16 protein-coding genes are annotated in these 14,318 nt (G+C 55.8%); 9 read left to right on the forward strand and 7 right to left on the reverse strand.

What is annotated here, in order from left to right:
• From AC1HCZ_RS06865 to AC1HCZ_RS06875, 3 genes are all read right to left on the reverse strand, one after another.
• Positions 1-1,119 (reverse strand): DNA topoisomerase VI subunit B (locus AC1HCZ_RS06865; protein WP_479462802.1); only part of this gene is annotated, 1,119 nt, incomplete at its 3' end.
• Between the two features lie 57 nt (positions 1,120-1,176).
• Positions 1,177-2,478, reverse strand: a complete 1,302-nt coding sequence (gene glyA / locus AC1HCZ_RS06870) for a serine hydroxymethyltransferase (RefSeq protein ID WP_479462803.1) — start codon at positions 2,476-2,478, stop codon at positions 1,177-1,179.
• 19 nt (positions 2,479-2,497) lie between these two features.
• Positions 2,498-3,349, reverse strand: a complete 852-nt coding sequence (locus AC1HCZ_RS06875) for a TIM barrel protein (protein WP_479462804.1) — start codon at positions 3,347-3,349, stop codon at positions 2,498-2,500.
• Positions 3,350-3,437: 88 nt separating this feature from the next.
• Between AC1HCZ_RS06875 and AC1HCZ_RS06880 the strand changes: the two genes are divergently transcribed.
• The gene (locus tag AC1HCZ_RS06880; RefSeq protein ID WP_479462805.1) at positions 3,438-3,689 is read left to right on the forward strand and encodes a 50S ribosomal protein L35ae; all 252 of its coding nucleotides are present in this window, start codon (positions 3,438-3,440) and stop codon (positions 3,687-3,689) included.
• Between the two features lie 49 nt (positions 3,690-3,738).
• Here AC1HCZ_RS06880 and AC1HCZ_RS06885 read toward each other — a convergent pair whose 3' ends face one another.
• Positions 3,739-4,182, reverse strand: coding sequence for a hypothetical protein (locus AC1HCZ_RS06885; RefSeq protein ID WP_479462806.1), 444 nt, complete (start codon positions 4,180-4,182; stop codon positions 3,739-3,741).
• A gap of 52 nt (positions 4,183-4,234) precedes the next feature.
• Here AC1HCZ_RS06885 and AC1HCZ_RS06890 point away from each other — a divergent pair, with 52 nt between their 5' ends.
• A complete protein-coding gene (locus AC1HCZ_RS06890) occupies positions 4,235-4,666 on the forward strand; it encodes a CBS domain-containing protein (protein ID WP_479462807.1) in 432 nt (143 codons plus the stop codon).
• Here AC1HCZ_RS06890 and AC1HCZ_RS06895 read toward each other — a convergent pair.
• Together AC1HCZ_RS06895 and AC1HCZ_RS06900 are read right to left on the reverse strand one after the other, a co-directional pair.
• The gene (locus tag AC1HCZ_RS06895) at positions 4,653-5,465 is read right to left on the reverse strand and encodes an AEC family transporter (RefSeq protein WP_479462808.1); all 813 of its coding nucleotides are present in this window, start codon (positions 5,463-5,465) and stop codon (positions 4,653-4,655) included. The two genes, AC1HCZ_RS06890 and AC1HCZ_RS06895, sit on opposite strands and share 14 nt — an antisense overlap.
• Positions 5,466-5,472: 7 nt before the next feature.
• On the reverse strand, positions 5,473-6,234 hold the full coding sequence (locus tag AC1HCZ_RS06900) for a hypothetical protein (protein ID WP_479462809.1): 762 nt from the start codon (positions 6,232-6,234) through the stop codon (positions 5,473-5,475).
• Between the two features lie 136 nt (positions 6,235-6,370).
• Here AC1HCZ_RS06900 and ilvB point away from each other — a divergent pair, with 136 nt between their 5' ends.
• From ilvB to AC1HCZ_RS06925, 5 genes are read left to right on the forward strand one after another with little or no spacing between them, the layout of a single operon-like run.
• Entirely contained in the window at positions 6,371-8,104 is a 1,734-nt protein-coding gene (gene ilvB, locus AC1HCZ_RS06905) for a biosynthetic-type acetolactate synthase large subunit (RefSeq protein WP_479462810.1), read from the forward strand.
• Between the two features lie 4 nt (positions 8,105-8,108).
• Positions 8,109-8,408, forward strand: a complete 300-nt coding sequence (locus tag AC1HCZ_RS06910; RefSeq protein ID WP_479462811.1) for an ACT domain-containing protein — start codon at positions 8,109-8,111, stop codon at positions 8,406-8,408.
• Positions 8,409-8,445: 37 nt separating this feature from the next.
• Complete coding sequence (locus AC1HCZ_RS06915; protein ID WP_479462812.1) at positions 8,446-8,856, forward strand: HIT family protein; 411 nt, start codon at positions 8,446-8,448, stop codon at positions 8,854-8,856.
• Between the two features lie 39 nt (positions 8,857-8,895).
• Positions 8,896-10,176 carry a TrpB-like pyridoxal phosphate-dependent enzyme gene (locus AC1HCZ_RS06920; protein ID WP_479462813.1) on the forward strand — a complete coding sequence of 427 codons (1,281 nt, stop codon included), beginning with the start codon at positions 8,896-8,898 and terminating at the stop codon, positions 10,174-10,176.
• Positions 10,177-10,180: 4 nt separating this feature from the next.
• Positions 10,181-11,887, forward strand: a complete 1,707-nt coding sequence (locus tag AC1HCZ_RS06925; RefSeq protein ID WP_479462814.1) for a molybdopterin oxidoreductase family protein — start codon at positions 10,181-10,183, stop codon at positions 11,885-11,887.
• Here the strand turns inward: AC1HCZ_RS06925 and AC1HCZ_RS06930 are convergent.
• The gene (locus AC1HCZ_RS06930; RefSeq protein ID WP_479462815.1) at positions 11,880-13,043 is read right to left on the reverse strand and encodes a trans-sulfuration enzyme family protein; all 1,164 of its coding nucleotides are present in this window, start codon (positions 13,041-13,043) and stop codon (positions 11,880-11,882) included. The genes AC1HCZ_RS06925 and AC1HCZ_RS06930 overlap by 8 nt on opposite strands.
• A gap of 89 nt (positions 13,044-13,132) precedes the next feature.
• On the opposite strand from AC1HCZ_RS06930, the gene AC1HCZ_RS06935 reads away from it, so the two are divergent.
• Positions 13,133-13,951, forward strand: a complete 819-nt coding sequence (locus AC1HCZ_RS06935; RefSeq protein WP_479462816.1) for an S-methyl-5'-thioadenosine phosphorylase — start codon at positions 13,133-13,135, stop codon at positions 13,949-13,951.
• A 32-nt stretch (positions 13,952-13,983) separates the two neighbouring features.
• Positions 13,984-14,307, forward strand: a complete 324-nt coding sequence (locus AC1HCZ_RS06940) for a hypothetical protein (RefSeq protein WP_479462817.1) — start codon at positions 13,984-13,986, stop codon at positions 14,305-14,307.
• The last annotated feature ends 11 nt before the right edge of the window (positions 14,308-14,318 follow it).

Genomic DNA, 14,318 nt, shown 5'->3' on the forward strand with positions numbered 1-14,318 from the left:
GCCGGAGTAGGACGAGGGCCTCCTGCTCACGGCGGTGACGAACTCGGGGTTCAGCGTGCTCTTCAGACCTATCTTTATCAGCTTCTCCCCTATGGGGGAGAGAGCCTCCTTGCTGGGGGCCTTGTACCTCTTGGTCGCTCCGTACTCTTTCATGGCGTTAACTAAGGCCTTGACGTGTTCCTCGTTCAGTTTCTTGGGGTCTAGGTTTGGCTCCAACCCCGCTATGCCCAAGATGGTCTTAGCGGTCTTCGCTCCTATCGCTTGGAACTCCGTTGTTAACATCTGTAGCAAGGTTTTTGCGGTAGTTAGTTGAATTATCCTTTTCATTGTTTCTATGTCTACGCCGAGGGGGTGGGGCTTCACTTCCTTAGGGGGTTTGGGCATTTCTTTAGTTCTTCTTGGGTACCTAATTAGGACTCTGTCCGGAGTAATGATAGTTATGTCCGCGTAAGGCGCCACTATAGCAGTCCTCTTGACGTACTCTATTACCTTGTTCTTTGCTCTCTTCCAGTTACCCTCCATTATCACGCTTACCCTCGTCCCGTGCCAGTCGCCGGACTTAGTCCACGACCCCCTTTCTTTGACGTCCGGCTCGTTCGTACTTATGTTTGTGGATACCTTGAACCTGTAGGTCATCTTGTCCTTTATCGGGCTCGAGATCACCGTTGCGGGCTCGCCGGTGGTCTTCTGGGCGTAGAGCACCGCGGCCTTCACTCCCAAGCCGTAGGTGCCCCTGGTCTGCCTCTCTACGTACTTGGAGCTGTAGAGCATCCTACCGAAGGCATAAGGTATCTTGTCTTGGGGCACGCCGATTCCGTTGTCGTCTACTGTTATTCTGTAAATACCATCCTTGGGGCCCTTGATGTCCTTCTTTTCCTCTTCGTCGCCTAGAATTTTAGTCTCGTCGAGCCTTTCTATGACTATAGTTATCCTTGGCAAGATGCCGTGGGTTTCCGTAGCATCCAAAGAGTTGTCCAACATTTCCTTAACTGTTTGGAAGATTGCCCTAGTGTAGTTATCGAAGCCCGTGAGCTCTATGTTTCTGAAGAAGAACTCGGCCGGACCTATCGCCTTGAACCGCTCCTCAGCCTTCTCGCTCTGGACGCGCTGTTTTGACAACTCTGAGCCCCTTTGAGGTTCCGTGAGCTTCCTTATTAGTTTAAAAAGAGGCAGGAATCAGAGCTCCAATACCAACTTCAAGTATTTCTTGAACCTCCCCTCGGCTTCCTTTAGGTCGCTCATCTTATAGCCGTACTTCACGTCTACGAACTGTTTCCTCAACTCTATTACGTCTTCCTTAACTTTCTTCGGGTCCTCGCCGTCCATAACTCTCTTTATAAGTCTCGCAACTTCCTTCATCTCCCCCTCCCTCATTCCGAACCTAGTCATCTCTTGGACGCCCATCCTTATCCCGCTGGGATTTGCTATGGCGTCTGGGGGGTCCCACGGTAACAAGTTCTTGTTGACTATTATGTTAGCTTCTTCGAGTTTCTTAGCGATCTCCGAACCCCCTCCGAACTCCCTCACGTCGATTACTACTTGATGTGTCCGCGTGAAGCCCAAGTGTTCTCCCAAGACCTTAACCCCTAAGGAGTGGAGCTCCTCGGCTAAGGCTTTCGCGTTGGAGACCACTTGAGAGGCGTACTGTTCGCCAAACTCCAACATTTCCAACGCGGTGACCGCCAAAGACGGGAGGCGGTGGGCGTGGTGGTTGCTCACGAAGACGGGGAAGACTGTTTTAGACACCTTCTTGTAAACGTCCTTATCATTTGTCAAGATTACGCCTCCCTGAGGGCCGGGAAAGGTCTTGTGAGTAGATGCGGTCATTACGTCGGCGCCTTCGGAAAGGGGGTTTTCGAGGGCCTTGCCGGCGATCAACCCCAACACGTGGGCCGCGTCGTAGACGACCTTCGCGCCGACTGAGTGTGCGGCCCCGGCTATCTCCCTCACCGGGTGCGGGAAGGGGTACATGCTCCCTCCGAGGACCACGAAGGCAGGCTCCGTCTCCTCTATCATCTTAACCGCCTTATCCACGTCTATATTTAGGTTTTCTTCGTCGTAGGGCATCTCTACTTGTTCTACGCACAAGGCCCCAAGTATGCCGAACTTGGTGTGGCTGACGTGGGAGCCGGCTTGAACTGGGGGTATTATAGCCTTCTTTTTCTCTTGCCCCAAGACGTAGAACACCGTCCCGTTGGCCGTTGTACCGCTCACAGGCCTGACTTCCGCGTACTCCGCGTCGAAGAGCTTCTTCATGAGTTCTGTCGCCAATACTTCTATCTCGTCTATGTACTTAGTCCCTTGGTAGTACCTCTTGAATGGCTTGCCCTCTGCGTAGCGGTGCATCATATCGTTCATGTACAAACTTTCTGCCAGCGGGCTCATCACGTTCTCGCTGGCTATGAGGTTTATCGTTTGATGCCTCCACTCGTCGTGAGCTTCGACAATTTCTATTATCTTCTTCAAGGTATCGCGCATCCTTCGTCCCTAAAGACTTTCAGCCGGTAGGAGTAAATATCGACAGTTGGTACCAATACTCTTTCATCATTAACGCGTCCTCTTCCAAGTTCGGTGACTCGCTTATGAGAACTCCCCTAACGTTGAACTCTTTCAAAACTTCTAACAATTCCTTCCATTTCATGTCGGATTCGTCCAAGTTTAGGTGGGTTCCGTGTTTGTCGAGCTTTATCCCGGAAACGTGAATGTGCATGTTGTCTAAGGCAAACCTCCCCAGCTCCTTCTCCAACTTCTCGAGGACTGTCCTAAAGTCCTCCTTGGCGTTCCAGCCCTCTCTGTACCGGAGGTGGGCGAAGTCCACGCACGGGAGGACTATGTCGAACTCTTGAGAGAGCTTTATCACTTCTTCGAGTGAGCCGAACTTGCTCTTCAACTCCATAGTTTCCGGCCTTATCCAGACGTCCAGCCCCAGCTCCTTGACCCTCTCCACCACTTCAGCCAGCGAGTCCCTTACCCTCTTGTAAACGACGGAGGGGGCCTTCTTCATGTACCACCCGGGGTGGAAGACCACGCTCCACCCCCCGGCAGCGTGGAGTACCTTAGCGCTCTGGACGATGTACTCTATACTTTTCTTCCTCTTCTCCTCCTCCGGAGAGGCCAAGTTGACGTAGTATGGGGCGTGGGCCGTTAAGACTACGTCCAGCTCCTTGGCCACCTTCCCCACCTCCTCAGCCTTCTCTACGCTCATCCTAACCCCCCTGACGAATTCAAGCTCCATAGCGTCCAGCCCTAACTCTTTGACCCTCTTTATTCCATCTATTACGTTCCTTTTCTTTGCAGAGTTGGGTATCCCGGCGGGACCGAACCTCAACCTGTCGACGGGGAAGGGCATGCGGTCGCCCGCAAGGCCTTAGGTCGGCCTAACTTTAATGCGGAAAGCCTTCTAAAGTCCCGTCCGAGGGCCCCCGGGGGTCGTCGAAGTGGAAGTCGTTATCGTGTCGTACAGGAGGGGTTCCAACGGCCAGAACGCGCACCAAGTGCTGGTCCGCTTCCCCAGTTACCGAGAGGCAGCTTCGGCGGTAGGGAGCAAGATAATATACGAAGACGAACACGGCAACGTTTACGTCGGAAAAGTGTTGAGGCCCCACGGCAAGAAAGGGGTCGCCGTGGCCGTGTTCAAGCCCAACTTGCCTGGTCAAGCGATGGGCAAGGTAGCCAAAGTGGAGCGATGAGGAGCACGAACCTCCCCTGAAGGGTGATGGTAACAGCCCGCGGCCGAGCTCACAAGAACTTCGTACAGTCCGAGGGCGCGTAACCCAAGAACGAGGCTTCTCCCTCCCCCACGAGCTTTCTTATAGAGCTTGCCAAACTCTCCATAAGCTTGAACATTTCAATTAAGTTGTTCGCCTTAGGCGGCTTGGCGGCTATCAAGAGGACCTCCTGGTCTTCCTCTGCCGAGAGAAGGGCCGGCAACATCGCTTCCAAGGCGTCCTTCTTCAGTTCATGTTTAGCCTTCTTTACCATAATTCTAACCACTACTGGGATTAGTTTCTTATTCAAGTTGTCATAATAGAGCCTCAAGGCAACGTAGGGTTCGTCGGAAAAAACCAAGTCAAAGCAGTTTGTCCCGTAGGTCACGCTCTCCTCGGCAGCCGAGAAGGCCTCCACCGAGGGGAGCCCTCTGGCTTCAAAGGCTTCGGCCAGCTCTTTTAAGCCGAAGCGCATCGCGCTCTCCCCATATAACCTCCTGCGAGACCGTGAAAATCGGTGGAAGAGGATGCGCCCCATTACGGTCTCGGACGTCATGTCTAAGCCCGTAGTAGTGATAGGGGTAAACAACACTTTGAGGGAAGCTGCAAAGGAAATGATGGACAAAGGCGTGGGGAGCTTGGTGGTGGTCGACGACAAGGGCGAGGTAGTGGGAATAGTGACTGAAAGGGACGTGGTGAGGGCAGTTGCCGAAGGAAAGGACTTGAACGTGCCCGTCTCTGAGGTGATGACTCCGGACGTGTTGACTGTGTCTCCAGAGACCAGTGTGCTTAAAGCTATAGAAATGATGAGGATGCACAACGTCCGCCACTTGCCAGTTGCTGCCGACGACGAAATAGTGGGTATGGTGTCTTTAAAGGATTTAGCTTTTGCGGTGGCAGCAGAAATGATACTCAAGAGGATATATGAGATGTTGAAAGAGGAGCTCAGCGAGCTCTGAGGAAGGGCGCCGCCAGTAAGAACGCTGGGATCCACACGACGGTCAACGTTATCACTGACTTGGTCACCAGCTTTGTGTCGTATCCGTATGCATAGGCTAGAGCTATATTCATAAAGGCCGGAGGCATGCTCGCCTCCAGCATAATTGATTTTGGCTCGGCGAACATAGCGACAGGAAAGGTTAAGGCTGGCAGCAGTAAGTGCTTAAAGACCCCTACCTTTATCACTTCTTCGTCAAACTTTAGGTACCGGAACTCAAAGCTCAAGCCTAGTATGAGCAAGCCTAGTTTGGACAGCTCCGCGGCGAGGGCCTCGGTCCACCTGAGTCCCTCCAGTTGCCGGTAGAGGGGGCTGAGGAGGACTCCTAACAAGAACGTTACGGTGAAGGGTTGGATTTTGATGAGTTTTTTCCTTCCCTTACAGCTGTAGAGGGCGGCGAGGGTGTAGTGGACGAATGTGGTCAGCATAGCGTAAGCTACCGCTGTGCCCACCGAGCCCCCGGCTGCCAGGACGGCGGGGACCCCCAAGAAGATCGTGTTTCCAAAGGCAGAGGCTATGCCAGCGCCCCCCTTCTTCTCGCACCCCTCGAAGGCGCTGCGGGCCGAGTAGAAGGTCGCCACCTCCGCGAGGAGGGCCAAGGGCAACAAGGGCTCGCTCTTGAGGTGCGTCCCCGCCCAGAAGCCCAGCACCGGGGCGACCGCGTAGACCAAGAACTTGGACAAGGGAGGCGCTAAGGCCTTTGCTCTAGTCCTCCCCAGCGGGAATCCCAACAAGAGGAGCGCCAAGGAGGTCGGGTCCAACGCGTCCTCACCTTTTCACTTTAGAGACCAAAACCCCTACGGCTCTCCTCCACAGCTCGCAGTTGGTCTTGTTGGCGCAGTTGTTGCAAGGCCTGGCGTCCGGGTTGAATACTATCTCCTCTAAGTAGCCCTTACACTTGAAGTCGTTAACCACCTTTCGCAAGAACTCTTCGTCCGCTTCCACCTTTTCTATAGTTACTTTGTTAGGAGTTATTATGACTACGTACACCGGCACCCCCAGAGCCGCGGAATAGGTCATTGTTTGGTAATAGCTCCTCAGCCCCAACTCTCCGGCGCTGCGGTACTTCAGCTCGACCGCGAACTCCTCGTGAGGACACTTGACGTAGAGGTCGACGTGTCCCTTCAGCACGACCTTCCCTGGCTCGCATTCTACTTCCACCTCTTTCTTCACCTCCTTTTCGCTGATCACCTCGCACCCGTCTATGACCTTCTTATCTACTGACAACTCGATGGAAGTGTGGACCAACTGTCCCAGGAGCCACGAGATGCTGTTGTTAGAACCCTTCAAGAGGGAGCTTATCAGAAGCTCCGGGTCCTCCTCGTAGGAGTCTTGTTCCACGAAGTTCGAGCAGCCGCGGCTTAGCTTGGAGACGTGAACAACCGAGGGGTCCTCGTCGGAGCTCTGGAGCTTGTCCTCCCTCGCCCTCTCCACTATAGGCGTGAGGAGGAGTCGGAGTAGGCGCTCTTCATCCACATCAAACCCCGCCTCGCCGCTTACATGCTGGCCTATAATCGGTTCCGCTTGCACTATAACATAAATACCCCTAAACGAGCTGGCCCGAGGGCTGATGCCTTGGAATTGAGGTAGCTTTCCCCGGACCCGTCTCGGGAAGGAGAGGAGCTGAGAACAGCTTCAAGACCAAGGAAAGGAGGGGTGGTGTAAGGTGTACGTAGCCGATGCCCTACTGGAGTCCTTAGAAAGGGAGGGCCTCAAGGTGGCCTTTGGAATACCGGGCAGCGCCAACCTCGGCCTTTACGAAAAGATACCAGACCACGACGTGGAAGTAATACTAATGAGGCACGAACAAGGGGCCGCCCACGCGGCCGACGCGTACGGGAGGGTGAAGAGGAAGGTCCCCGGAGTGGCCTTCGCCACCTCAGGGCCCGGGGCGACCAACCTAGTCACTGGCTTGGCGACCGCCTACATGGACAGCGCCCCCATGATTGCCGTGACGGGCCAAGTCCCCACGGTGGTTATGGGGAGGGACGCGTTCCAAGAGACTGACGTAGTTGGCGTAACCATGCCGATAACCAAGCACAGCTTCTTGGTCCGGAAGCCCGAGCAAATAACTTGGGCCATAAGGGCGGCTAAGATGATATCCGTTACCAACAGGCCGGGCCCGGTCCTAGTGGACGTTCCCAGAGACTTCTGGAGGGTTGACATAGATTTCTACTGGCCCAGCGACGAGGAGCTTCTGAGCGAGTGGATCCCGGGCTACAACCCCAACCCGCCCAAGCCCAGCCCGGAGCCCATAATGAAGGCTGCCAAGCTGTTAGTAGAGGCGGAGAACCCGGTCATACTCGCTGGCGGAGGGGTCTGGTGGTCCTTCGCCACGGACGAGCTCCTCAAACTCGCAGAGGTGCTCATGGCCCCTATAGTGACCACCATTATGGGTAAGAACGCAGTCCCAGCCGACCACCCTCTGGTCATCGGCAACGCCGGCATGCACGGGAGGCCGGAGGCCAACTACGCCCTTTACAACGCGGACGTAGTACTGGCCGTCGGGACGAGGTTCTCTGACAGGACGGTGGGTAACTTCGAAGAGTTCAGGAAAGGGAAGAAAATAATCCATATAGATATAGACAAGAGCGAGATAGGGAAGAACATAGACCCTGACGTGGGCATAGTAGCCGACGCAAGGGAGGCGCTGAGGGTGCTGAGGAGCTACATAGTCGAAGTGTTGAACTTCAAGAGGAGCGATGAAGTACCACTCATCAAGAAGGCAAAGGAGTTCGGGAAGATGGCTTGGGAGGTGTTGTTAAAAGAGAGGGGGAGGGGGCTGAAGCCGTGGAAGGTCTTGAAGATCGCCAGAGAAGAGTTGCCGAAGGACGCTATAGTGACCACGGGAGTCGGCGGCCACCAGATGTGGGCGGCCTTACACTACCCGGTCTACGTGCCCGGGACGTACTTGACGAGCGGCGGGCTGGGGACCATGGGCTACGGCTTCCCCGCGGCCATAGGGGCGAAGGCCGCGGCCCCGGACAAGCCCGTGCTCGACATAGACGGCGACGGGAGCTTCTTAATGACCTCTCAGAACTTGGCGACGATCAAGCAGTACAACCTGAACGTGGGAGTGTTGGTGTTCGACAACGGCTCCCTCCAGCTGATAAGACAATGGCAAGACCTCTTCTTCAGTCACAGGAGGGTGGGCGAGAACTTAGCGTATTTGCCTGACTTCGTCAAACTCGCAGAGAGCTTCGGGATAGAGGGGGTGAGGCCGGAGACCTACGAGGAAATGAGGAAGGCGCTGAGGAGGGTTGCCCAAGGGGAGGCACTCGTGATAGATTACATAGTGGACCCAGACATAATGGTGTTACCCATGGTCGCGCCCGGCAAGGTGATATCGCCCGAGAACCTAATCTTAACCCCCGAGCAAGCCGCTGGGATAAAGGTGTGAGGAGGTGGTAGCTGTGAGCGAGGTGGAGACTTACGTCATAAGGTTCTCCATATACGCGGCGGTCGACGGCGGGCTGGACGGCTTGGCGAGGGCAATACACGTGGTGAGGAAGGCGCCGGTGGCTTTTCACGACATGGCCGTCATAGACTCCGGAAAGACCAAAGAGGTTAGCTTGAGGATAAGCGGAAGGGAGAAGGACGTGGAGTGGTTGGCAAAGAAGTTGGAGAAAGTAGTCGAAGTGTTGGAGGTCAAGCTCCAGAAGATACCCGCAGAGGTCGCGCTGACCAGCGTCCAACGCTCATAACCTCTCCTCCGACCTCCTCATTAGGGAGGGGCTAACGGTGGACTGCGTATTTTGCAAGATAGTTAGGGGAGAGCTCCCCTCGTGGAAGGTTTACGAGGACGAAGACGTAGTTGCCTTCCTAGACATAAACCCGGCCACGCCCGGACACACCTTGGTAGTGCCCAAGCAACACTACAAGAACATCCTAGACGCGCCAGACGAGGTAGTAGCGAAAGTGTTCAAAGTTGCAAAGAAAATTTCGAACGCCGTCGTAAAAGGTTTGGGCGCTAAGGGAGTAAACGTCGTGACGAACGCCGAAGAAGTGGCTGGACAAGTGGTCTTCCACTTCCACGTCCACGTAGTCCCGAGGTACTCCCCGGACGAGGTGAGGTTCCAGTACACGCCCAAGAAGTACACCGAAGAGGAAGCACAAGAGGTCGTTAAGAAGATAAGAGACGCCCTCGGTTGATTTTATTTTCCCCAGACCCCAGACCCTTGGTAAAGAGGAGTGGAGCTTCCGGACAAGTGGTATAACATACTCCCCGATCTCCCCAAGCCTCTGGCCCCTCCCAGGGACCCGGAGGGGGCGGAGGAAGAGTTCTCGAGGATAGAGCTGCTGTTGAAGATATTGCCCAAAAAGCTCATCTGGCAAGAGAACACCGTGGAGCGCTGGGTCCCCGTCCCGGACGAGGTGCTGGAGGCTTACAAGGAGATAGGCAGGCCGACTCCACTCATGAGGGCGAGAAGGTTAGAGAAGCTATTAGACACCCCGGCCCGCATCTACTTTAAGTACGAAGGCGCCACCCCCACGGGCAGTCATAAGATAAACACCGCCATACCGCAAGCTTACTACGCTAAAGAGGAGGGCGTGGAGGGCCTCACAACCGAGACCGGGGCCGGCCAGTGGGGAACCGCCTTGGCCTTAGCCGGCGCTATGTACGATATGCCAGTTAAAGTATTCATGGTGAGGAGCAGCTACCACCAGAAGCCCTACCGAAGAGTAATAATGAAGCTCTACGGCGCGGACGTGACCCCCTCGCCGAGCGAGGAGACGGAGTTCGGCAAGAAAGTGTTGCGGGAGAGCCCGAACCACCCTGGAAGTTTGGGAATAGCGATGAGCGAGGCCATAGAGTACGCCTTGAAGAAGAACTGGAGGTACGGCGTCGGGTCAGTAATGAACTTCGTTTTGCTGCATCAATCCATAATAGGCTTGGAAGCTATGAAGCAAATGGAAGAGATAGGCGAGGACCCGGACGTGTTAGTTGCTTGTATAGGCGGCGGCTCCAACTTCGGAGGCTTGGTCTTCCCATTCCTCGGACAAGAGCTCCAGAGGAGCAAAGACCCGAAGGAGAAGAGGAGGAGGTACGTTGGGGTGACTCCCGCGGAGGTGCCTAAGTTCAGCAAGGGCAAGTACGAGTACGACTTCGCAGACGCCGCGGGACTGTTGCCGCAACTCAAGATGCACACCTTGGGCCACGAGTTCACCCCGCCCCCCATCTACGCCGGGGGGCTGAGGTACCACGGAGTGGCGCCCGCCCTATCCTTGCTCTACGAGGAGGGGTGGATCGAGGTCGTGGAGTACGAACAGAGGGAGTGCTTCGAGGCCGGCAAGCTCTTCGCTAGGGCAGAGGGCATAGTACCGGCGCCGGAGACTAACCACGCTATCAAGGCCGTAATAGACATAGCTCTGGAAGCTAAGAGGAAGAACGAAGAGGTCGTAATACTCTTCAACTTCAGCGGTCACGGCTTGCTCGACTTGGGCAACTACCAGAGCGTATTGAACTTGTGAGGGGTTGGTTTCCGTAATGCCGGTGCCTTGTCCCTTCTGCGGCGTAGGTTGTAAGCTGAGCGAGGCCGGCAAGCCCCTCGGCCCGGTGTGCGGCAAAGGCTTGGAGGCGTTTGAGTACTATAAGAACGTCTTGGAGAGGCCCCTCCTCCGCGAAGGGGAAGTCTTCGTGGAGGTGAGCTTGGAAGAAGCCGCCGAGAGGGCGGCGGAGTGGATAAGGAAGGCGAAGGACCCCTTCTTCGCCGGCTCGGCGGAGGACACAAACGAGAGCGCTTGGGCGCTCCAGAAACTGGCCCGCTTCTTGGGGACCAACGCTGTGGACCACTGCGGGAGGGTGTGTCACTCCTCCAGCGTAGAGGCCTACAAGCTAGTCTTCGGCAAGCCCCTCACCCCCTTCAAGATGAGCGACGAGCTGGAGGAAGTTCTGATCGTGGGCAGCGACGTCAGCGTGACTTACCCCGTCTTCTGGGCCAAGATAAAGAAAGAGGCGAAGAGGGTTGCTGTGGTAGACGCTTGGAAGAGCTTCACCATGCTCCAAGCGGACGAGAGGCTCTTGGTCCCCCCTGGCCCGGGCTTCTTGGCGTTCTCAGAGGTCATCTATTCAATATCATACGGAAAGGAGATCCCTAGTTGGGTCGAAGAGTGGGTCGACGTCCGCGAGGTGAGGGACTTGTGGACCTCTTTTGAGAGGCCCTCGCTGGTCCACGGGATGGGCGTCACCCAGTCCGGCTACGGTTACCAGGCGGTCACGCGCCTGATCTTGGCTACCTTGAAGAGGGGCGGCGCCGTGGCCACCTTGAGGGGGAAGGTTAACGTCCAAGGAGCCGGCGACATGGGGCTCAACCCTTACCCCCCTGCCCCGAGGGAGGCCTTGGAAGAGGCTTGGGGCTTCCCGGTGCCCGCCGAGATGGGGGCGGACTTGGTGGAGGCCTTCAAGGTGCCTAGGGACCTCTACTTGGTCCACTGCCAGAACGTGGTTGCCTCCCTCCCCAACTCGTTCGCCGTGGGGGAGGCCTTGGAAAAGGCGAAAGTAATCCACGTAACTTCCAAGCTCACCGAGACGAGCGTGTTCGCTGACTTAATAGTGCCCTCCAGTCCGGTGATCTTCACGACTGGGACGGTCACCTCCGGCGACGGCTTGGTAACTGCGGTGAGGACGGGAGCGAACAAGGCGTACGAGTTCTTCAGACTGGTCGCGGAGTACTTGGGTCTGTACTTGCCTAAGGACATAAAGGAAATAACCGAGGAAGCCTTCAACTTGGTGGAACACTACAAAGTAATAGACGTGAACCGACTCTACGCCGGAGAGGACCAGTACGTGGAAAAGCCCGAGGGGTGGAGGGACGTACAGCCCCCAGAGGCGAAGCTGTTGGACTACCACTTGAAGGACGGTTACTGGTTCTACACGGCCAGAGATCCGGCCCTTTGGACCACTAAGGGAGGAACCGAGAGGATGAAAAAGCATTCAATGGAGGAGGCTTTTTACTTCGGGGAGGACCCGGGGTGCAAGGCGGTGGAGGTCTGTTCCGAAGAGACCGGCCGCTGCGTGGAGGGGGAGGTAAGGGTGAGCGACAGGGTGCCCAAAGGAGTTGTCCTCGCCTTCTTCAACCACTTGGGTCTGAAGGTGAACGCGGTGATACCGTGGGAACCCAGGGAGCCCAGCGGGACGCCCGTCTACAAGGCTGCTAAGGTAAAGGTGAGGTGCCTCAAATAGAGCTCAAGGCTCGGTCCAAGTCGGCTTGCAGATCCTCCACGCTTTCTAGGCCTACGCTCAACCTTAACAGGTTATCCTTTATCCCGAGCTCCTTCCTCACCTCGGGGGGGACGGTATGGTGAGTCATGGTAGCCGGGTGAGTTATTATGCTCTCCACCCCTCCGAGGGAGGCGGTCCTCTGAATTACTTTCACCTTCTTCATAACTTTTATAGCGTCGAAGCCGTTGCCCTTCACTTCGAAGCTCACCACCCCTCCGCAGCCTTTGAGTAGCCTCTTGGCCACCGGGTAGCTCGGGTGGTCTTCCAAGCAAGGGTAGTAGACCTTCTCGACCTTGGGGTGGTCCCTCAAGAACTTGGCTATCTCCAGAGCTGCCTCGTTCTGGTAGGCCACCCTCACGTGTAGGGTCTTGAGGCCTCTTATTATGAGGTAAGCTTGTTGGGGGTCCGGGATCCCGCCCAACATCCTCCTCACGTTTTTAAGGTTGAGTGCGAACTTCTTGTCATTAGTTACCAAAATACCCCCCAAGACGTCGTTGTGACCCGCCAAGTACTTGCTAGCGCTGTGCACGACCCCGTAGGCGCCTACCTTCAACGGCAAGAAATTTATTGGCGTAGCGAAGGTATTGTCAACGATCAGCTTGGCGCCCACCTCCTCACAAGCCTTCGCTATCTCGTCCACCGGCGGGACGATGAGCAACGGGTTGCTTATTGTTTCTACGAAGACTACGTCTGTCTTTTTGTCTATCCTCTCCAATACCCCCTCCCCGACGCCTTTCTCGTCTACCTCTATACCGTAGGACTTGAGGAACGTCGTGAAGAACTCGTAGCTAGTCCCGTAGATATCTTTGGTGGTAACCAGCTTGGACCCGGGCTTGAGGAGGGTCATTGATGAGGAGCTCACGGCCGCCATACCGCTCGAGAACGCCACCGCCTCCGCGGCCCTCTCGACGGCCGCCGCCTTCCTTTCCAAGGCCTCTATGGTGGGACTTGAGTTCCTTGCGTACTTGTAGCCGTAGGGGTTCCCCTCCGGGTACTTGTATATCGCTGAGACGAAAATGGGGGTAACTATGGACCCGGTTTCCGAGTCCCTATACTCCCCTCCGTGAACCAGCCTGGTCTCCTCCTCCCAGTCCTCCGGCGGTTCTACGAACACCATCGCCATCACCCCCGCGCATGGTTATCTTCAAGGGCCTCCGGCCGGACGCACAAAAAGGCTTTGGGCCCAGCCAGCGTAGGAGTTGGGCCTTGCCGGTCTTCCCCCCTGAGCCCGGGGAGAGGGCGGAGGTAGCCGTAATAGGGGGCTCCGGCCTCTACGACCCCGAGATCCTAGAAGACGCGAAGGAGGTGAAGGTATACACGCCCTACGGCCTCCCAAGCGACAACATAATAATAGGGACTCTCAAAGGTAAGAGAGTGGCCTTCCTGCCCCGCCACGGCAGGGGGCACAAGATACCTCCCCACAAGGTCAACTACCGCGCCAACATATGGGCGCTCAAGAGCTTGGGGGCCAAGTGGGTGATCTCAGTCTCGGCCGTGGGGAGCTTGAGAGAGGACTACAAGCCCGGTGACTTCGTGATCCCGGACCAGTTCATAGATATGACTAAGAAGAGGGACTACACTTTCTTCGACGGCCCCGTAGTGGCACACGTGAGCGTGGCCGAGCCCTTCTGCGAGGAATTGAGGAGGCTAGCCTACGAGACGGCGAAGGAACTGAACATAAGGGTTCACGAAAAGGGGACTTATGTGTGTATAGAGGGGCCGAGGTTCTCGACTAAGGCCGAGAGCAGGATTTGGAAGGACGTCTTCAAGGCTGACATAATAGGCATGACTTTGGTCCCGGAGGTTAACTTGGCGTGCGAGGCCCAGATGTGTTACGCCACAGTAGCGATGGTGACCGACTACGACGTGTGGGCGGAAAGGCCTGTAACTGCACAAGAGGTCATAGAAACCATGCAGAGGAACACTGAGAACGCGAAGAAGTTGTTGTATTCCTTAATTCCCAAGCTGCCCGATGAGCCAGAGAGGTGTAGCTGCTGTAACTCGCTAGAGACGGCCCTTCTCTAATAAACCCCGTTTCCTAGCCTCGCCAACGGGTCGTGAGGTTGGGAAGGAGGATGACCCTACCTAAGGACGAGAAGAGCATGATGAAAATCCAAGAAGAGATAGAGATGGAACACGCGCACGAACACCATCACCACCACCATCACGACATAAACGAGATATTGGTGTACGTGTTGGAAACGCTGGAAGATTTGAAAGAGAGGGTAAAGAGGTGCGAGCAGAACGTGGACTCGCTGCAGAACGACGTGAGAACGCTCTACAAGACCGCGGTATTTACATTGAGGGCGTTGATGAGTGAAGGGGACGAACGGAAAGAAGCGCTGGAGGACGCCCTCAAGGCCTTAGAGAAGAAGCTCTGAGTCGGACTGCC

The organism is Ignicoccus sp. (assembly GCF_056435145.1).